Raw genomic sequence first — 20,643 nt, forward strand, 5'->3', positions numbered from 1 at the left:
AGCATGTGTTTATCATCATAAAAATAAAGGAGTCCTAGTGACTCCTTTTTTATAATAGCCATTGAAAGCCATAAACACGCCCCAATATACTCACAGTAATACACTTAACTGAAACGGAATCGAACTATGACCATAGAGCGTGAAGCGCGAATCGAATTACCCGTGCTGCCACTGAGAGATGTGGTGGTATATCCCCATATGGTAATTCCGTTATTCGTCGGACGAGAAAAGTCCATCCGTTGTTTGGAATCAGCAATGGCGCAGGATAAGCAGATTATCCTGGTGGCTCAGCGCGATGCCGATCTCGATGAACCAACCGCCGATGATATTTTTGATGTGGGCACTGTGGCCACTATCTTGCAGTTGTTAAAGTTGCCTGACGGTACTGTTAAAGTGCTGGTCGAAGGCGGCCGCCGCGCTAAGCTAGAGCGTTACATTCAGGAAGACGAATTCTTTATTGCTTCGGCGTATTACCTGGAATCTGAACCGCTGGAAGAGCGCGAAGAAGAAGTGCTGGTGCGCAGTGCTATCGGTCAGTTCGAAGGTTATATCAAACTCAACAAGAAAATTCCGCCAGAAGTGCTGACTTCACTTAGCGGTATCGAAGAGGCTGACCGACTGGCTGATACCATGGCAGCACATATGCCATTGAAACTGCAAGATAAGCAAGCCGTGCTGGAGATGGTTAACGTCGGTGAGCGGCTGGAATATCTGATGGCCACCATGGAGTCGGAAATTGACCTGCTACAGGTGGAAAAACGCATCCGCTCCCGGGTCAAAAAACAGATGGAAAAAAGCCAGCGTGAGTACTATCTGAATGAGCAGATGAAAGCGATTCAGAAGGAGCTTGGCGACCTTGATGAAGGGCATGACGAATTCGAAGTCCTCAGTCGTAAGATTGAAGACGCGGGCATGCCAGAAGAAGCAAAAGAAAAGGCAACTGCTGAATTAAACAAGCTGCGCATGATGTCGCCCATGTCGGCCGAAGCCACAGTCGTGCGCAGTTATGTGGACTGGATGACTTCCGTCCCTTGGAAACAGCGCTCTAAGATAAAACGCGATCTTTCCAAAGCGGAAGTGGTTTTAGATACCGATCATTACGGTCTGGAAAAGGTTAAAGAACGTATTTTGGAATATCTGGCGGTACAGAGCCGGGTAAAACAACTTAAAGGCCCCATCCTGTGTTTGGTTGGCCCGCCAGGGGTTGGTAAGACTTCACTGGGACAATCTATCGCCAAGGCAACCGGTCGTAAGTACGTGCGTGTAGCTTTGGGTGGCGTGCGCGATGAAGCCGAAATCCGCGGGCATCGCCGTACTTATATTGGTTCTATGCCCGGCAAGATCATCCAGAAAATGTCAAAAGTGGGCGTGAAAAATCCGCTGTTCCTGCTCGATGAAATCGACAAGATGAGTTCAGATATGCGCGGTGATCCGGCTTCTGCATTGCTGGAGGTTTTGGATCCTGAACAGAACTCAACTTTCAATGATCATTACTTGGAAGTGGATTATGACCTGTCAGATGTGATGTTTGTGGCAACGTCTAACTCCATGAATATTCCAGGGCCGTTGCTGGATCGTATGGAAGTCATTCGTCTATCCGGTTATACCGAAGACGAGAAGCTCAACATTGCCAAACAACATCTGTTACCCAAACAGGTTGAGCGTAACGGCCTGAAGCCAAACGAGATCAATATTGAAGATAGCGCCATTGTGGGCATTATCCGCTATTACACCCGTGAAGCTGGGGTGCGTGCGTTAGAGCGTGAATTGTCCAAAATTTGCCGTAAAGTCGTGAAGCAAATAATGCTTGATAAGAACATCAAGCATGTGGATGTTAACCAGGATAACCTCAAGTCCTTCCTTGGTGTGCAGCGCTTCGATTACGGTAAAGCCGAGTCGCATAATCAGGTTGGACAAGTGACGGGTCTGGCGTGGACCGAAGTTGGCGGTGATTTACTGACCATCGAAGCCACTTCGGTACCGGGCAAGGGCAAGCTGACTTACACAGGTTCTCTGGGTGATGTCATGCAGGAATCCATTCAGGCAGCACTTACCGTGGTGCGGGCGCGTTCTGAGCAATTGGGGATTAATCCCGATTTCTATGAGAAACGCGATATCCACGTGCATGTGCCAGAAGGGGCAACGCCGAAAGATGGGCCATCGGCTGGTGCCGCAATGTGTACTGCGTTAGTGTCCAGTTTGACAGGGAATCCAGTACGAGCCGATGTGGCAATGACTGGCGAAATCACCTTGCGTGGTGAAGTGTTGCCCATCGGTGGCCTCAAAGAGAAGCTGCTGGCTGCCCACCGCGGTGGTATCAAGTTGGTACTGATCCCCAAAGAGAACGAACGCGATTTGGAAGAAATTCCCGCAAACGTTGTCGCAGATTTGGCGATAAAACCTGTACGCTGGATTGACGAAGTGCTGAAATTAGCACTGGAAAGACCTGTTGAAGGCTTTGAAGTTGTAAAAAATATGGTCTGACGCAAAAAATTGCCCAGCCATTTGAAAAAAATGAAAAAAGGTGCTTAACAAAGTCTCGAGCTGTGGTAGCCTAGGTTCGTAGAGAGCCAGTCGCTTCAATCCCTTGGAGTGCCTGGCTTTGAGCTGTATCCGATTTCATAATTTTGGTTTTCCTACGGGGCTTGAACTTTCAAATCAAGCTTGTTATAAAAGCCTCCGCAGACCGCTCTAGATAAGGACTTGGTTGCGGCGCATAAAATTACATTCAAGGGGATGACATGAACAAATCTGAACTAATCGAGAAAATCGCTTCTGGTGCTGATATTTCCAAAGCCGCTGCTGGCCGTGCACTGGATTCCTTTATCGCTGCTGTGACCGAAGGTCTGAAAGACGGCGAAAAGATTTCTCTTGTTGGTTTCGGTACTTTTGAAGTACGTGAGCGCGCTGAGCGTACTGGTCGCAACCCACAGACTGGGAAAGAGATCAAAATTGCAGCCGCTAAAATTCCTGCTTTCAAAGCAGGCAAGGCTCTGAAGGACGCAGTAAACTAATTTGTCATAGCGGCCTTTGTAAGGCTTCTGTAATCAGCACTGCAATACGCGGTGCTTTTTACGGACTGAAGGACAGCGAGTTTATCTCCTGCCCGGAGTGTTATGAGGCTGGTACAGCGTCTCTCGATACACTCCAATCATCATTACAGATAGGCGCATCCCTTCAGTGATGCGTCTTTTTTAGAATTTATCGCATAAGCGAGACCACTGATGTTAGATAAAATCCGCGACGGAGCACAAAGCGCCATTGCCAAAATCATTTTGGTACTGGTGATCCTGTCTTTTGCGTTTGCCGGTGTTAGCAGTTATTTAGGCCGCTCATCACAGTCGGCTGCTGCAACGGTTAACGGTGAAGATATATCTCAGACCGAGCTGGAACAGGCTTATCAGAATGAAAAAATCGTCTCCAGCAACAGTTGGGTGACATGTTTGATGCGCTGTCCGGCAACGACGCTTACCTGACCAATGTCAAACAAGGCGTATTGCAGCGACTGATTGCACAGCGACTATTGGATCAGGCTGCCAAAGAATTAGGCCTGCGAGTCTCAGACGAACAGATTAAAGCATCGATTCGCAACGAACCCGCATTCCAAGTAGATGGTCAGTTCAATAATGATCGATACCTGGCGTTGTTACAGCAATTAGGCTTCACACCATCAAGTTTTCGCGAAACCATGCGGGCAGACATGAGCCGTAGTCAGCTGATTAATGCGCTTATTGGCAGTGAATTTGTATTAAAGGGTGAGGCTAGCCAACTGGCTAAATTGCAAGCTCAGACACGCGATATCCGCTTGTTAAAAGTTGACTCAGCGCCATTCATCGGTGACGTAAAAGTTACCGCTGATGAACTGAAACAATTCTACGATGCCAATCCTGACCAGTTCCAACGGCCAGAAATGGTGAGTTTGGAGTATGTTGAGTTAAGTGCGAAGGCGTTGGCTGATAACATTAATGTCAGCGACGCCGATGCGCATACCTACTACGACGAACATAAATCCGAGTACAAAACGGTCGAAAAACGTCTTGCCGCACATATTCTGATCACCGGTGATGACGCAGCGGCTAAAGCGAAAGCTGAAGATATCCATAAGCAACTGCAAAATGGGGCAGATTTCGCGGCACTGGCTAAACAGGATTCTAAAGATACCCTGAGTGCTGAAAAGGGCGGCGAATTAGGTTGGTTTGAACCTGGCGTAATGGATCCAGAATTTGATAAAGCACTGTTTGCCCTTAACAAGGGTGAATATTCTGATGTAGTGCAAACTTCCTATGGTTTCCACATCATTAAAGTGCTGGATATCCAACCCAGTGTTGTTGCGGCCTTTGCAGATGTTAAAACCAAAATCTTAGATAAGCTGAAGATGGACAAGGCGGTTAGCCAGTTCTATGGCTTGCAGCAGAAATTGGCCGATACCAGTTACGAAGTGCCTGATACCCTTGCTGATGCGGCGAAAGCTATTAATGCAACGGTTAAGTCCACTGAACTGTTTAGCCGTGATTCAGCCCCAGCGCCGTTTAACGAGCCGGCTATTTTGAAAGCAGCTTTCTCCGGCGATGTACTGTCAGGTATGAACAGTAATGTGCTGGATGTTGGTAGCAACGATGTGATGGTAGTGCGCCTTAAGAAACATCAACCCGCAGGCTTGATGGCATTCGATGACGTGAAAGCCGATATCGAGAAACGCTTGCAACAGCAGAAGGCGAATGAGCTAGCGAAAGCTAAAGCTGATACGCTGAAAGACAAGCTACAGCAAGGGGCTAGCGACTTGGCGCTGGAAAGCCATTTGGCCGTAACTCGCACCGCCCATGATGTTGATCCGGCGGTGGTAGCAAAAGCGTTTGAAATGGCAAAAACCGCTGATGCGTTGAGTGTTGATACTGTCGCGTTAGCCAAAGGTTATGCGGTGGTGGTGTTGGATCAAATCCACAACGTCGAGACTGTTCCTGCCGACCAGCTAACCGCAGTACAGCAACGTTTGTCTAGCCAATACAGTGAAGCCGATTACCGTGCACTGGTAGAATTACTGAAGGCAAAAGCAGACATAAGCTACCATAGTGCTAATTAAGCGTTGCTCAGCTCCCGCCACTGATAAGCAGTGGTACAGCTATCGAGTCTAAACCCTGACCCCAGCAGTTGCTGGGGTCATTTTTTTGCACCAGTCGCATCCAGTCGGTGAGCATGCCCGCCAGCGTAAGCCATATCCTAAGCAACCCTGCTTAATTGCATCATTACTGAATGAACACCACTAAAAGTTATTCTGCGGCTTTGCTCAAACGGCGACTGAGGGCACTTTGGGTGATCCCCAATAATTTTGCGGCGGCACTCTGATTATTGTTGGTACGGATCAGTGCCTCATGAATAAGTTGCTGCGTGGCTTCGCTGATGGTGGGCAAGTTTTCTGGGAAGTTCAGGCGCTGCGTTAACGGTAACTGCGTTGCTTGTTCTAGTACTTGGAAAAAGGTGCCATGGCGAGTTCACCGCCATTACTGGCATTGACGGCACTGTAAACCAAGGATTTCAGCTCACTGATATTGCCCGGAAACTGATAGCGCTCTAAGCGCTGTGCCAAATCGTGTGGTAATGCCAGATAATCGCGGCCTTGGGCGTGGCAGGCTTGCTCGGTGAAGTGCTGTAATAACAACCCAATATCCGCTTGACGCTCCCGTAGTGGCGGCAGTTTTATCCGCTGCGGCCGTAGCGTGTAGATTAACCCTTGGGAAAACTCCTGCTGTTCTAGTTGCTCTAGCGCTTGATGACTACTGAATACCAGACGACATTCCAGGGCTTTTTCTCGTAATGAACCACGTGGGAAATAGCGCTTAAGCTGGCATAATCGGGTCAACAGGGTTTGGATTTGTGGCAGCGCGGTCTCAAGTTGCGTGAGTAGCAGCATACCTTTATCGGCCGCCTGTAATAGACCCGGCTGCGTGGTATCGCCAAACAGTTTTTGCTCCAATTGTGTCAGTGTTAACTCTGCCAAAGACAGTTCCAGTAATGGCATTTCTGGACAGAACAACTGTTGCAGTGCTTGGCAGAACAGGTGCTTCCCGGTTCCAGTTTCACCCTCTAACAGTATGGGTTCATTACTATCACCAAGTGTTGCGGCATAGCTGAAGCAATCATGCATTTTGACGTCTGTTGTCAACACCTCGCTAAAAGCGCTCAGACTACGACGATTGAAAAAACCATCCTTGATGCGGTGATAGCTGCGTTCCAGCGTGATCACTTCCAGCGCGCGACGGACACACAATAACAGTTGCTCCGTGGAACTGGTTTTAGCAATGAAATCATAAGCCCCTTGCTTCATACATTCCACGGCGACCTCGGTTTCATTAAGTCCGGTCACCACAATGACTCTGACATATGGCGTGTGTTCGCGAATGTCCCGCAGCAGTTGGCGACCGTCGAGATAAGGCATATTCAAATCGAGCAGTACCAACGCAATATCCAGATCGCGAATGAGTTGCAGCGCCTGGCGGCTGTTTTCGCAGGTATGGGTCTGAGCCTCGGGAATATGGCGATTGAGTACCATGGCAATGGTGCGTAACCAGCGGGTTTCATCATCGATCACTAGAATGTTGCGACATAGTTTCATCCGATACTCCTGAACAAGAGTTTCATTTCCGTGCCAGTACCTGGGCGCGAACGGATCTGCCATTGTGCTTGATGCTCTGCCAGGATTTTGTTGCTGGTTGACAGCCCCAGCCCGGTACCGCCCTGGCTGCGACGCGTTGTGAAAAACGGTTCGCGGATCCGCGCCAGTGTTTGTGGATCCATGCCGCAGCCATTATCGGCTACGGTAACAAAGATATTGCCATTTTCGACACCCGTGCAGATCTGCAACAGCGGCTCGGTTTTATCCATCGCGAGGCAGGCATTTTGGATCAAATTGACCAACACCAACTGTAATTGCAGTTCATCACCTTCAACCTTGGGTAAGGTGTCATCCAGTTGTAGCTGTAATTGCAAGCGTTTGACGTTGTTGTGGGTCAGTCGCAGCGCTGTTTCTACCACTTTGTTGATGCTGACGGCCTTTGGGTGCATCTCCAACCCTGGTTGGGCAAAGTTTTTTAGATCCCGCACAATGCGGCCAATGCGGGCAGCGGCATCATCGACTGACTCGCAACTGTAATCCAGCTCGGCAATAAGTGTGCTCATGGCGGTGGTTGGTGAATGGCTGTCGGTAGCGCTCAGTCGCAGATCCTCCAGCAGATCGCGCATCAGGGTTACCGACTGAGTGATCAGTCCTACAGGATTATTAATTTCATGAGCAATGCCAGCTGATAATTCCCCCAGCGATGCCAATCTGGCAGACAGTTCGGTACTTTGTTTTAGCTCGTATTGTTCGGTACAGTCTTCGATAAATAACGCCAGCATTTCATCGGAGATCCGATGCAGTTCTAGCTTCCAGCGTTTGCCATCGAAGGTAAATTCACTGCTTTGCGACTCTGCTCCGGCAAAAGTCGCGGAGACTAACTGTGCCAGTACCAAGGACGGTTGTGCTTGTGCCAACTGCTGTGGTTGTAACACCCAAGGGTATTTTCCGTTGTGCCAAATCAAGTGTTGGTCGCGCGCCAATAGGCAAACGCCGTGGGGCAAGCCATCTAGCACGGAATGAAACTGTGCCGAAACCCGTTTGATTTCAGCTTCAGCCTTACGGCGATTCACCAGTTCCCGTTTTAACGATTTGGTCTTCTGTCGTAGCACTAAGCTGATATACAGGGTGATCAACATCCCCATACTGGAGATAATGGCCGTGATCAGTGCTCCTTGGAAAAAATCGCTACGCACTTGGCCTAATTCAATTTTTTCTTTACCAAAGCTGACCCATTTGTTCAGCAGATCGTCAAAGTAACCGTTGTCATAACTGTGGTTAATCACCTTGTTAACGGCGGCCACAAATGTCGGGTCTTTATTCGACATGATGAGATAAAACTGGCTGTAAAGTAGTGGTTTGCCTGCTGTTTTGGCCAGAGGATATTTACTCAGCATGCGCCTTGAACAATAGAACTCGGACACCACATAGTCCACCTTACCCGCCGTTAGCAGTGCAAATCCCTGCTCATTGGTGACCACGGGCACAGCGATGAAATCCTGTGGTGACTGCAACAGGTACATCGCCACCGAGGACGCCTGTTTGATCGCCACCCGTTTGCCTTTAAGCGCTTGCCAATTGTCAGCATTGCCTTCACCGCGACGGTTATAGGCGCTGACGTAAGTGGGAAGTAGCGGCAGGGCAGTATTGATATCGAGCTGACGCCCGGCGGGTACGGCTATCACTGCTAACTGCCAGCGTTTGCTCGTTACCGCGTGCAACGACTGTTTCAGAGTTTGTCGTTTGACCTCAATGTCGTAATGCAACTGTGCGGCAATATAACGTGCTAATTCGATGTTGAAACCACTCTCTTCCCCATTTTCACTTTGCCACTCAAAAGGGGCGTATTGCTGTGCACATTTAAGGTGATTTGCGGCGTAGCGTGGGTGGTCACGCTGAGCATGGTCAATGTTAGCCATAACCCCAGATATTTTGACCATCGCCCTACAAACACGATTGCTCCCATTGCACCGCTCCAGCTTTCAACCCCTGTTACCTTAAGCGGCAATCGCATTGATTGGCAGCCTTTTTGTACCGTTATGCCAGTGAACTCACAGAATGTAAGTAAAGGTGCATATATCGTGCAAAAACACATTTAAGTTATTGGTTATAAAGCATTATGCAAAAATGCATAAAGTAGTGTGCCCATATCAAAATTTTGTTTGACAATGGATCTATGGCCGGATTTTGCACTTTGTTACTGCTATGGAAAACTCTCGCAGAGGTAGATTGGCTGACGTGAGCTAATAAGCAACCATAGGAGCCAATATGAATAACAAAGAGCTGAATGCCGACCGTCGTGAGTTTCTAACTAAGGGGCGGTACTCGCTGCCGCCGCTGGCACATTTGCCATTTCTGCCACATCTTCGGCCCATGCTGCTGAGGGGATTGCTGTTGCCGCTGCGGCTACCGCTGAGGCCCCCAAGGCCGTCGCCGGTTATGTAAAAGAACCGAAAAATCTCAAAGATGTGTTAAGCAATGCCCGCAAGATTATGGATACCTGCGCCGCTTGTGATATCGCGGGCGCTGGCCGTTGTAATGGTAAAGGACCTTGCGGTGAAACCGTGCCAGGTATGGGCGGCAAACGTCAGAGCTTTGTACGCAATATCGAAGCCTTTGAAGGTATGAGCCTGAACATGCGCACAGTGCATACCATCTCCCACCCCAAAACCGAAATTGAACTGCTTGGTGTCAAACTGGCGATGCCAATTCTGACGGGTATTACCGGTGGTCTGACATACAACATGGGCGCGGCCAATAAACTGGCTTTCGACGGTGAAGTGATGACCGAAGAAAAATACGCTCGCGGTATTATTGAAGGTGCGGCGAACGCTGGCTGTCTCGGCTGGGCTGCGGACGGTATTGGGGATCCACTCGAAACCTACAAACGCCGAATGGCGGTTGTCAAAGAGTTCAAAGGTCGTGCGGTAGCACAAATCAAGCCTCGGACTCAGAAGGAAATTTTTGAGCGGCTGGATATTGTGCAGGAAGCTGGCGCGCCTTTCTTTGCTATCGATGTGGACTCTGCTGGCCGTGCTGCTCGGGCATTACCCGGTAAAACTGTTGAACCTAAAGATCTGAAAAAGCTTAAAGAAATCGTTAATTACGCCAAAATCCCGTTTATCTCTAAAGGGATCATGACGGTTGATGAAGCGTTAATGTGCGCCGAAGCCGGTTGTGGGGCCATTATTGTTTCCAATCACGGCGGGCGGGTACTGAGTTCTACTCCGGCCACTATGCATGTGTTGCCAGCCATTGTGAAAGCTGTACGCGACCGTGGTTACAAGATGCCAATCTTGGTAGATGGCGGGGTACGTGACGGCGGCGATGTACTTAAAGCGCTAGCTTGTGGCGCACAGGGGTACTGGTAGGGCGTCCTATGTTACGCGCCAGTCTTGGTGGCGGCGTAAAAGGGGTTGAAATGTTGTTCAACCGTTTCCACACCGAACTGGTATCCAGCATGGTGCTGACAGGCGTGGCTGATGTAAATAATGTCGATCCCGCCATCCTGACGCAGGAGGTGTAATGAAACTTACCACAGCATATACAGGTCTGTTGGCCGCTGTGGTTGCCTCTGTGCTGCTGTTGCCGCAAGCGCTGGCAACTCCGGCCGGACAGGATCGGCAATACGGTGGTGGAGGTAAGGGCGCCGTGGTGTTTTCATATGAAACACACGCACGGGAAGGCTTTTACACCTGCAACGACTGTCACAGTACCAAAGATGGCGAGGCATTATTTGAGCCTATCCGCTACAGCTTTACCCTGAAAGATCACAGCAGTGGCAAATACTGCTGGGCTTGCCATGACGGGAAAACCGCTGAACGCGACTGCAAAACCTGCCATTACTGAGATTGTACTATCAGCGACCTTTAATGACTTTCCGGGCACAGCCTTAAGCTGTGCCCATTGGGAGTAGCTAATGAAACTGCAAATAAGTTTATTTATGTTAGGTTTGGGATTAATGGCCGGAGCAAATGCACTTGAGCCCGGCCATCTTTTTAAGATGTCTCCAGATTCTGGCATGACAGATCTGAAATTTGTTGATGTAACGCCAGGTTCTTCCTGGACAGAGAAAGACGGTGTACTGATCAGCAGTGGTAAAGGCGAAAGTTATCTGATCACGCAAAAGGCTTACGGTGATTTTGTGCTGGACTTGGACTTCAAACCCAGTGATGACATTAACGCCGGGGTGTACATGCGCTGTCAGGATGAACAGCGGATCAAGGCTGATAGTTGCTACGAGGCCAACATTTGGGACAAAAGTAAGAATGCCCAATTTCGCACCGGTGCCATTGTACAACGTCAGCCCGTCACGGCTATTCAAGACACGGTAGGGAAGTGGAACCACTATCAACTGACGCTGCAAGGCGACACCATTGAGGTAAAACTCAATGGGAATGTGACCGCGATCCTGAAAGACAAACAATTGAGCCAAGGCTTTATTGGCTTTCAACACAAAGGCAGTGGTACTATAGAAATCAAGGACGTGCGGCTAAAAACACGCTAAAGTCGCGTTTAAATCCTACAGATCACCGTCGGGAAATGGAGGTGGTAGCTCAGGCACTTGTGGCCTAGGTCGCTGCTTTCCTGGCTGTGAGACTGCCGGTATCCGGTGCTCGGGTATCGGCAGTTTTTTATTTATCTTCCCACTGGCAGTCCTTGCACGCCTCCTAGTTAACGCCCTAAGCTGGACAGCCGTCAGTGCATTTTCAATAATGTGCTTCTTGCTGCATTCACTAACAGTTGCAGCACTGTTGGCGATTTATGCTGACACTCCATAACAATAACGTGCTGTCATTCATGACAGTTATCGGTAGCAGTGGTTACCGACAGGTATTAAAGGAAGTTATCCATGAAGAAGTCCCTGATCGCGTTGGCGCTCGGTGGTTTACTGGCATTCCCAGCGCTTACTGCCATAGCCGCAGAGCAGCCACAAACGTATAACCTGCAACAACAGCGAGACAAAATCGTACCGGTAAAAATGACGGCTAACACTGCGTTTCTCAGTGATGAGCAAAAGCAGGTGGTCAACAAGCTGATCCAAGCCGCTAAACTGATGAGCGAGATTTATCTGCGACAGGTAAATGAGCATAACCCGCAGATCCGCGAACAGATTGCTTCCAGTAATCTCAAAGATAAAGCCTTAGTGCTGAACATGTTTGATGAGCATTTTGGCCCCTGGGATAGCTTAGCCGCGGGTCATCCATTTTTTGGCAACAAAACCAATGCGTTGGGTTCCGGGTTTTATCCAGAAGATCTCACTAAAGCGGAATTTAACGCTTGGATCGCTAAACATCCCGAAGATAAAGCGTCCTTTACCAGCCTTTATACGGTCATTCGGCGTCAGGGCGACAAACTGGTTGCCATTCCATATTCCGAATACTACCGACAGTGGCTAGAGCCCGCCGCCAAGCTACTAGAAGATGCGGCACTTATCACCCATAACCCTAGCCTTAAAAAATTCCTGGTATTACGGGCACATGCTTTCCGTACCGACAACTACTTTGCGTCTGAAATCGCCTGGATGGAGCTGAAAGATACGCCGATTGAAGTAGCCATTGGCCCTTATGAAACCTATACCGATGGTCTGTTCGGTTATAAGACGGCTTTTGAAGCCTTTGTCACTATTAAGGACCCAGAAGCCTCTGCCAAGCTAGACCACTTCAAGAAATATCTGCGCGATATGGAAGCCAATTTACCTGTGCCAGATAGCTACAAGAATTTCAAACGGGGTTTTGCCTCACCGATTGCCGTTGCTGACCAGATCCAGGGCGGTGGCGATAACGTGCCCGGTGTGCAGACCATTGCGTTTAATCTGCCAAACGATGAGCAAGTCCGTGAAGCCAAAGGTGCAAAGAAAGTCCTGCTGAACAACGTGATGGCGGCCAAGTTTGAACGCATCATGAAGCCGATGGCGGCGCATATTCTGGTGCCGGAACAAGCGCAACTGCTGGCTCAAAAATACTTTGGTTATGAGACACTGTTCCATGAAATGTCCCACTCTTTAGGCCCAGGTTCCATTATCAAAAATGGCAAACCGACCACGGTTGCCGCAGAGCTGCAGGAACTGTATTCCGGCATTGAAGAGGGCAAAGCTGACGTGATGGGTGCCTATAACATTCTGTTCCTGATGCAAAAAGGTGAGTTACCCGTAGCGGAAAAGCACAACCTGTTAGCCACTTATGCCGCAGGCTTGTTCCGCTCGATGCGCTTCGGCGTACATGAAGCCCACGGTATCGGCGCGGCGTTCCAGTACAGCTACTATGTGGATAAAGGGGCTTTGACCCGTCAGGCTGATGGTCTGTACAAGATTGATTTCGCCAAACTGGAACAGGCGATTACCAGCCTGGTGCACGATGTGGTTGTGGTACAAGGTGACGGTGATTACAACGCGGCCAAAGCTTTCCTGGCAAAATATGGTCATATTGATGACGGCGTGCGTGCCGTCAACGCCAGCTTAGGTGATGTGCCCGTTGATATTCAGCCCATTTATCCGGCCAAGATTTGAGTGATTGATTGACCTAACTACCGACAATCCGGGTGTTGAATGCACCCGGATTTTTAATGGTATAAACGGATAACGGCTGTTAACGACTAAGCTACTGCTAATAAATGAGAGGTAATCCATTGAACAAGATGCTATTCGCTGCCGCCTTGCTATTGGCAGGCATTAATTGTGCTGACGCAGTGGAACTTGGCTTTAGTGGCATGACGCAGATGGATGCTAACACTTATCTGGTGGTGCAGGATAAGAAAGTGTATGAACCAGGCAGTCGCTTGGGCGTGCTACAGGTAAAAGCTGATGGTGCCTTAGACTATGTGCCGCTGACGGTTTCAGATTGGAAAGATCAAGATGGACAATCGAGTGATCTGGAGTCGGTCTGTCGTTTACCGGGATCGGCTAACGAATATCTGTTGGCAGAGTCTGGTTACTGGGATGGCAAGTTTGGCCGGATATTTCAGGTGACGCTGACAGCCGATACGGCGGTCGTACAACAGGTCTATCATGTGCCCAAAATTGTGGCAGGTGGAAAAGGCATTCATGGTGACAATTTTGAGGGTATGGTCTGTATTGCACAAGGTGATGCGGTATTGGTGGTATTAGGTGAACGTGGCGGCAGTAAACGCTATAAGCAGGGGTATTTGCGGCTAGGTGTTCTGGATAAAACTGCGAAGACATTATCATGGCAGCAATATGCCGCACAGCCGCTTGAAATCAAGGCGCCAGGGCGATGGTTGCATGCCGATAAAAAACGTACTATTTCAGATCTATATCTGGATAAACAAGGTGTGATTTGGGCCGTGGCAACGGAAGATGGCGGGGACCAAGGGCCTTTTAGATCGGTTATTTACCAGGCCGCAACGGTTTCAGGGCAAGCCGAACAGTTAAAAGTCACAGCAGTGAGCCACCCTAAAGTGCAGTGGCAGGTTGATGGTTTTAAGGTTGAATCTTTGGCCGCACCAGCCGCTAATGTTGCCGGTAGCTATTTGAGCATTGGCACCGAGGATGAAAATTATGGTGGCATCTGGCGGCCACTATTTGCACCATTAAAAAAACACTAAAGACCGTTAGCTGTTATAAGGTTAATGCACTGATTGCGGGAAATGTTAATGCCCGTGCGGCCGTTTTGTCGTCACACTACTTTTAGTACTTAATGACTGCATCAGACCGGATTAACGGTCAACGCCTCTAGCTTAATGACGGAAAGCGTCTTGACGAGCGTTTTCTCAATATATAACCTGTCGCCAGCATTTCTTTCGGAGTTTACGCCAACATGAACAACTAAACCTGTCGTCCATTGTCATTTCAATTTTTGGATTTACAGGGTTAGTAGGCGTAGCTCACTCGCTTGTTTCTTCGCCAGCAAGGTTATTGTGCTAAAGACTTGTATTACGTGCTGGCATTGTTTCATTTCTCAACGGTTTTTAGCTACGGCTGTTGCCCCTGTTTCACAGGAGGCAAACCATGCCAATTTTACAGGCTTACAATATCTGTCACCAGTTTGATAACGGCGACATACTGTTCCAACAACTATCATGTGCAATGACTTTGCCGCGGGTTGGGTTGGTCGGTAATAACGGTGTTGGCAAATCGGTATTAGCCGCAATATTAAGCGGTCAGCAAATGCCCACAAGCGGTACGTTAAACCTGCCCAAATCGCTCGCCATATATCGCCAACAACCTGTGCAACTATTGTCATCAGGGCTCTCTGTCGCGCAGTTTTTAGGTAAAGATCAGGTGTTAGCAGCGTTAGAACAGATTGCTGCCGGTGATTATGCCGAACAGACATTTGATGTGGTCGGGGAACAATGGGATCTGCTAGAGCGGCTCACAGAACAGCTGCGGGATTTAGGCTTGCCGCCTACGCCTGATTTTCCCTGCTCCCGGCTGAGTGGTGGACAACTGGCAATATTACAGCTTTGGCAACTATTTGATAGTGAAGCCCAATTACTGATCCTTGATGAGCCATCCAATCACCTTGATGTTCATGCAAAACAGTGGTTGCTTGAATCAATGCGTGCTTTCAACGGGGCCATTTTGCTTATCAGCCACGATCGTGAGTTATTGCGTGAGATGCAGGAGATTTGGGAACTGTCTGAGCTTGGGTTACAGATTTTTGGTGGCAACTACGATATGTATGCCGCGCGGCAGCGTACTGAACGACAAGCGTTAGCGCGCCAGCTCGCTACCGTTGATAAGCAGAAGCAGCAGTTAGCCGCGCAAACGCAGCGCAGTCGTGAAAAAGCACAACAACGAGCCGCTCAGGGTAACAAAATTCGCAAGGAGGGCGGGCAGCCGAAAATTCTGCTGGATGGCAAGAAAGACAAAGCCTCGGCACGCACAGCAAATCAGCATAAAAATGTGCAATTGCGTCAAACACATCTGCAACAGAAAGCGCAGGCCTTAAAAGCGCGAGAAGTGCCGCTAAAACGACAAGCATTCTATCTGGCAGATAGCCAAAGCTGTTCTCGTAACGTTATTTCGATATGTAATGCCGTATTGCCTTTCGGCAGCCAGCAGCCTTTAACTCTGCAAGTCGCTGCTGATGATAAAGTGCATCTAACGGGTAAAAATGGTTGTGGTAAATCAACACTGTTAAAAATTCTACAGGGGCAGTTATCGTTCAAAGTGGGGGAATTGCAGTTGAACACGCCGCTATATTACCTCGACCAACACTTTTCGGTTATTCAGCCAGAAATGTCCATATTGGATAACCTTATGCAGTGTTGTCAGGGCATGCTAATAACGGATGCCAGAATCCTGTTGGCAGGCATTGGTTTGCGCCGTGACAGCGTGTTTTGCCCAGCAATCAGATTAAGCGGTGGAGAGTTGATGAAACTTGCAATGCTGATTGCCAGCCACCAAGCAGCGCAACCGTTTTTATTGCTTGATGAACCAGACAACCATCTTGATCTAGAGGCTAAAATCCTGCTAGCACAAGCGTTATTTAACTATCGCGGCGGTTTTATACTCATTAGTCACGACACGGACTTTGCCCGCGCAGCGGGTGTCAGCGACAACTAGCTTTGTCAGCCTGAGGCTATGGTGTCACAAGGTGTTAGGAAGAATAAGTGCTCAGCGAAGAGGGCGGATATCAGCCCTCTTGCCTCTGCGCTTAGGCAAAACTGAACTGCAATGCTAACGCCACATTTGCCATCTGTTTCTGTTCCCGTTGCAGGTCTTTCACAAACAGACTGATGCGGTGTTTAGGTTCTTTTAGTGCCAGCTTCAGTCCCTGTTCGCTCGTGCTGACATTGCTGATGTGGACGCTGCTGGCAATGCGCCCCAGATTCAGTAAAACGGCCAGCCGTATCAAGGCTATCAACCGGATAGACAGGCGTTTTTCCGGTTCATCCAACAGTGTGAGTCGTTCCAGATCCAGTTTTTTGCGCTGGTTGCCAATCAGACGCGCCAGCAACTGCTGTTGCTGCTCGCCAAATCCTGGCATATCACTGTTAGCGATAATGTAAGCCCCATGTTTGTGATGGGCGCGGGAACTGATATGGATGCCAATTTCATGCAAAATGGCGGCATATTCCAGCGTGTGTCGCTGCTCTGCTAAGCCCCAACTGTCAGCAACGCCGTTAAATAGCGTCATGGCGGTCAGGCGGACTTTCTCGGCATGTTGGCGGTCGATGTGGTAAAGCTGCGCCATGCTGTCTACTGTGCGTTGCCTGACATCACTAAAGGTACCTATGCCGGCCAACTCATACAACACACCTTCGCGCAGCGCACCGTTGGCAAACTCCAAAGTGGTGACCGGCAAACGGCGGAAAAACTGATCAAAATAGCCAAACCTGCCGCCAATAGTGGGGTGCGTTTGCTATCAACGTTTTCCAGCTGGATTTTGTCGATATGGCCCCAACTGATCAGCTGTTGCTTGAGCTGTTTGAGTCGCGCCATGGTGACGGTATCGTCACCAAAAAACTGCAACAGTGCCTCACAAATGGCTTTAACACTGCCGGAACTGCCGAGTGTCAGATCCCAATCACCACTGAAATACTCTTTGGACAAAGAGGCAAACTGTTTGTCGGCAGCACTGAGGGCCGCATTAAAGGCGGCCGCATTGATCACGCCATCTTTGAAAAAACGCTGATTATAACTGACACAACCACAGCGCAGACTGGAAAGTGAACTGGCACGGGTGCGGCTGCCAAGTACCACTTCGGTTGAGCCGCCGCCGATATCAATCACCAGATTGCGTGCCGCCAACACCTGCGTATGGGCAATGCCACTGTAGATAAGACGCGCTTCTTCATGGCCAGAAACGACCTCTATGGGGTAGGGCAGCACTTTCTGCGCTGCTTCCAGAAACGCTTCGCGATTTTTGGCCACCCTCAAAGTATAAGTGGCGACCATTCTCACTTGGGGGAGCGGCAGGCTGGAAAACCTTTGCTTAAATTCCTGCAAGCAGGCAATACCACGATTGATGGCGGCATCACTGAGAATGTTATTGTCATCCAGTCCATCGGCCAACTGTACTAGCTGTTTTTCTTTATGCAGGATCTGGATGCTGCCATCCTGCTCTCTGGCAATCACCAGATGAAAACTATTGGACCCCATATCCACGGCAACAAAGTGCTTGGCAACCTCGCTCAAATGCTCCTCTCCCGTTAACTGTTTGTCTCAGCCGTTTGTTGGCTGAGTGATTGCAGGCATTTTTTCTCATAGTTAACCAGATATTGATAAACTGCAATCTGCGATCTCACCTTACGCCGGTTGCCGCGTTCACGGTAGGGGTTGGACTGATCTTTGTTGATGATACGCGCCTTGGTATTGTCACTGAATTGAATCGCCAGAATATCCATCAGCATACGTTTCAGTTGCGCGTCTTGAATTAACACACTGACTTCCACCCGGTTGTCAATGTTGCGTGCCATCCAGTCGGCAGAACACAGGTAGAGGTTGTTTTGTCCGCCCGCGTAAAACAGCATGATCCGTGAATGCTCCAAGAAGCGGTCAACAATACTGATCACCGAGATGTTATCGCTGATGCCGGGGATCTGTGGGATCAACGAGCACATGCCACGGATTAACAACTTGATTTTGACGCCCGCGGCAGAGGCTTCATAAAGCTTCTGTACCAGCATTTCATCCACCAGGTTATTGAGTTTCAGCGTAATTGCTGCTTTGCGTTTGGCTTTGGCATTTTTTATCTCGATATCAATCAACTCCAGCAATTTGCTGCGGGCGTTATAAGGCGAGACGATTAGCTGGTTGAAGTCGAAACGGCGATAAGGATGTTCAATCAATTCAAACACCTGGGCGACTTCGCGGCCAACATCTTGGTTGGCGGTAAACAGCGAAATATCGGTGTAAATTTTGGCGGTGCTTTCGTTGAAGTTACCTGAGCCGATATGGCTGTAAAGTTTAAGCTCGCCTTGTTCCTCGCGGCCGACCAGAAACAGTTTGGAGTGAATTTTCAGGCTGGGAATGCCGTGATGTACTCTGACGCCCGCTTCGGCCAGCACCCGGCTCCACTCAATATTAGCCTGTTCATCAAAACGGGCGCGCAGCTCAATAACGGCGGTGACCTGCTTGCCATTTTTGACCGCATCGATCAGCGACTGGATCACCCGTGATTTTTTGGCCGCGCGGTACAGGTTGATTTTGATGAATTTCACCGCCGGATCATAGGCCGCTTGGCGCACCAGTTCGGTGAAATGGGAAAATTTATGGTACGGGTAGTACAACAGGATGTCCTGCTGGCGGATAGCTTCAAAGTAGTTGTGGCTGCGGTTGAACAGCACGCTGTCCAAGGCGGAAATTTTCGGGTTCTCCAGATATTTTCTGCCGGGATTCGGAAAACCGATAAAGTCTTTAAAACTGTGGTAGCGACCACCGGGAATAATACATTCGGTATTGGAGATATTCAGCTGTTCCGTCAGCATCGCCAGCATGTGCTCTGGCATATCGCGGTCATATACCAGTCGCACCGGTTCTGCTGTCAGTCGCTGTTTCAAGCCTTTGGTGAGTTTTTCCAGTTGGCTTTGTTCCAGCTCATCGTTGAGGTCAAAGTCAGCATCACGGGTGAACTTCATCGAGTACACGTCCATGCTGTCATACTCAAAAAATGGCGAAAACAGCGCATCCATGCAATGGCGGATGATGTTATCCAGCAAAATTAAGTATTTGCGTGATTTGGTTTTTTCCGGTGGCAATTGCACAAAACGTTCAACATTTTTGGTCGGCACTTCCACCAAGGCATATTGGCGCTGCTCTTTGGTGTAGAAACAGACGGCCAGATAAGTGGTGTCATCATTGATATGCTTCACCAAGTCGGAATTCTTGTGGATAATCAACGGAGTAATGTGGCGTTTCAGGTGATCTGTGAAGTAATTTTTCAACCACTGGCTGTGAAATTCACTCAATTGCTGCTCATTGATGAGGAATATATTGCGCCTTGCCAGCTCGCGCATCAGCTCTACATAGATGGCGTCAAAGCGTTCCTGCAACACTAGCACTTTGGTCTGGATTTTAGCCATCAGGTGACGGCTGTAATTGCGACCATCTTTGAGGCTGGAAAGCAAGGTCGCGCGGCGGACTTCAGCCACTCTGACCCGGAAGAACTCGTCCATATTATTGGAGTAGATGCCAAGAAAGCGCACACGCTCAACCAGGGGAACGGAACTATCTGCGGCTTCTTGTAATACTCGCTCATTGAATGACAGCCAGGATAACTCTTTATCCAGAGAAAACTTTTCAGTGGAAGGGGACACCGCAGACTCCTTAAGGGCATAATTCCGGCGTGGCCATAGCCAGTTCCGACTGCCGGACAGAATTAACATAGCAGATGCAATCCGGCAAAAGGCGTCTTGAATCACAGATATGCGGGACGCCGATAGAACAGCGGATTCTGCAGCGCAAGGCTAACAAGCTTTTGTGAATGAAAGATGACAAATTCGACTTAAATGACATTTTTGTTGCGGCAATATGACGTTGCTTTAATTGGCGCTGGCCGCTTGGAAACTGGGGCATGGTGCTGTTAAATGGCGCCTGCCAAGCCGCGTTGTGGCAACAAGTAAAAGGAACAATATGAGCGTTTACAAATTATTAGGTATGTTGCTGCCATTGTGGCTATTGGCCGGATGTGGTGATGATGTGGGCAAAGTCAGCCTGGGCTGGTTTACGACTAAAGATGTGGTGATCGATGCGATAACCGATCCCAAAGTGCCGGGCGTGACCTGCCATATCAGCCGCATTGAAGCCAATCTGGACTTGGCCGACCCGTCGGATATGAGTATCGCCTGTCGCCAGACCGGGCCTATTCACAAAGCGGATATTGATGCTATCGACAAGAGTAAGTCTGGCGAAGTGGTCTTTACCGAGTCATTAAGTGTGCTGTTTAAGAGTCTCAAAGTAAGACGTATTTATGACAGCGAACATCAGACTTTGCTTTATCTGTCATATTCCACCAAGGAAACCAATGGCAGCCATAAACATGCGCTGTCAAGTGTGCCTTTATGGCGTACTGAGGCCTGGGAGCAGCGGCCGCATCCAGCGGTACCAAGTAACAAATCCTGAGCGGGGA

The 20,643-nt window shown here is 49.1% G+C and carries 12 protein-coding genes and 3 pseudogenes; 10 read left to right on the top strand and 5 right to left on the bottom strand.

Annotated features, from left to right (window positions below):
- Window positions 1-126: 126 nt before the first annotated feature.
- The 3 genes and pseudogenes from lon (at window position 127) to ppiD (ending at window position 5,080) form a co-directional block, all read left to right on the top strand.
- Window positions 127-2,484, top strand: coding sequence for an endopeptidase La (lon, locus tag KHX94_RS16680; protein ID WP_213681465.1), 2,358 nt, complete (start codon window positions 127-129; stop codon window positions 2,482-2,484).
- A 257-nt stretch (window positions 2,485-2,741) separates the two neighbouring features.
- Entirely contained in the window at window positions 2,742-3,014 is a 273-nt protein-coding gene (gene hupB, locus KHX94_RS16685; protein ID WP_133037656.1) for a nucleoid-associated protein HU-beta, read from the top strand.
- A 210-nt stretch (window positions 3,015-3,224) separates the two neighbouring features.
- Window positions 3,225-5,080 (top strand): annotated as a pseudogene (ppiD, locus tag KHX94_RS16690) (peptidylprolyl isomerase).
- Between the two features lie 187 nt (window positions 5,081-5,267).
- Here the strand turns inward: ppiD and KHX94_RS16695 are convergent.
- Genes KHX94_RS16695 through KHX94_RS16705 form a run of 3 tightly spaced genes read right to left on the bottom strand, consistent with a single transcriptional unit; the run spans window position 5,268 to window position 8,529 of the window.
- Entirely contained in the window at window positions 5,268-5,408 is a 141-nt protein-coding gene (locus KHX94_RS16695; protein WP_213681466.1) for a helix-turn-helix domain-containing protein, read from the bottom strand.
- Between the two features lie 50 nt (window positions 5,409-5,458).
- Window positions 5,459-6,610 carry a sigma-54-dependent transcriptional regulator gene (locus tag KHX94_RS16700; protein ID WP_213681467.1) on the bottom strand — a complete coding sequence of 384 codons (1,152 nt, stop codon included), beginning with the start codon at window positions 6,608-6,610 and terminating at the stop codon, window positions 5,459-5,461.
- Window positions 6,607-8,529: an ATP-binding protein gene (locus tag KHX94_RS16705; protein WP_213681468.1), complete on the bottom strand. Its 1,923-nt coding sequence runs from the start codon at window positions 8,527-8,529 to the stop codon at window positions 6,607-6,609. The genes KHX94_RS16700 and KHX94_RS16705 overlap by 4 nt, the downstream gene beginning before the upstream one ends.
- Before the next feature lie 654 nt (window positions 8,530-9,183).
- On the opposite strand from KHX94_RS16705, the pseudogene KHX94_RS16710 reads away from it, so the two are divergent.
- The 6 genes and pseudogenes from KHX94_RS16710 (at window position 9,184) to KHX94_RS16740 (ending at window position 16,136) form a co-directional block, all read left to right on the top strand.
- Window positions 9,184-10,136, top strand: a pseudogene (locus KHX94_RS16710) (alpha-hydroxy-acid oxidizing protein).
- On the top strand, window positions 10,136-10,459 hold the full coding sequence (locus KHX94_RS16720; RefSeq protein WP_213681471.1) for a c(7)-type cytochrome triheme domain-containing protein: 324 nt from the start codon (window positions 10,136-10,138) through the stop codon (window positions 10,457-10,459). The pseudogene KHX94_RS16710 and the gene KHX94_RS16720 overlap by 1 nt, the downstream one beginning before the upstream one ends.
- Before the next feature lie 70 nt (window positions 10,460-10,529).
- A complete protein-coding gene (locus KHX94_RS16725; RefSeq protein ID WP_213681472.1) occupies window positions 10,530-11,117 on the top strand; it encodes a 3-keto-disaccharide hydrolase in 588 nt (195 codons plus the stop codon).
- Window positions 11,118-11,462: 345 nt separating this feature from the next.
- The gene (locus KHX94_RS16730) at window positions 11,463-13,118 is read left to right on the top strand and encodes a dipeptidyl-peptidase 3 family protein (RefSeq protein WP_213681473.1); all 1,656 of its coding nucleotides are present in this window, start codon (window positions 11,463-11,465) and stop codon (window positions 13,116-13,118) included.
- Between the two features lie 119 nt (window positions 13,119-13,237).
- Window positions 13,238-14,173, top strand: coding sequence for an esterase-like activity of phytase family protein (locus KHX94_RS16735; protein WP_213681474.1), 936 nt, complete (start codon window positions 13,238-13,240; stop codon window positions 14,171-14,173).
- 403 nt (window positions 14,174-14,576) lie between these two features.
- On the top strand, window positions 14,577-16,136 hold the full coding sequence (locus KHX94_RS16740; protein ID WP_213681475.1) for an ATP-binding cassette domain-containing protein: 1,560 nt from the start codon (window positions 14,577-14,579) through the stop codon (window positions 16,134-16,136).
- Between the two features lie 91 nt (window positions 16,137-16,227).
- Here KHX94_RS16740 and KHX94_RS16745 read toward each other — a convergent pair.
- Together KHX94_RS16745 and ppk1 are read right to left on the bottom strand one after the other, a co-directional pair.
- Window positions 16,228-17,675: pseudogene (locus tag KHX94_RS16745) on the bottom strand (Ppx/GppA phosphatase family protein).
- A gap of 50 nt (window positions 17,676-17,725) precedes the next feature.
- Window positions 17,726-19,831: a polyphosphate kinase 1 gene (gene ppk1 / locus KHX94_RS16750; protein ID WP_213681476.1), complete on the bottom strand. Its 2,106-nt coding sequence runs from the start codon at window positions 19,829-19,831 to the stop codon at window positions 17,726-17,728.
- A 316-nt stretch (window positions 19,832-20,147) separates the two neighbouring features.
- Between ppk1 and KHX94_RS16755 the strand changes: the two genes are divergently transcribed.
- Complete coding sequence (locus KHX94_RS16755) at window positions 20,148-20,636, top strand: CreA family protein (protein WP_213681477.1); 489 nt, start codon at window positions 20,148-20,150, stop codon at window positions 20,634-20,636.
- The last annotated feature ends 7 nt before the right edge of the window (window positions 20,637-20,643 follow it).

The organism is Shewanella dokdonensis (assembly GCF_018394335.1).
In the GTDB taxonomy this organism is placed as follows: Bacteria; Pseudomonadota; Gammaproteobacteria; order Enterobacterales; family Shewanellaceae; genus Shewanella; species Shewanella dokdonensis.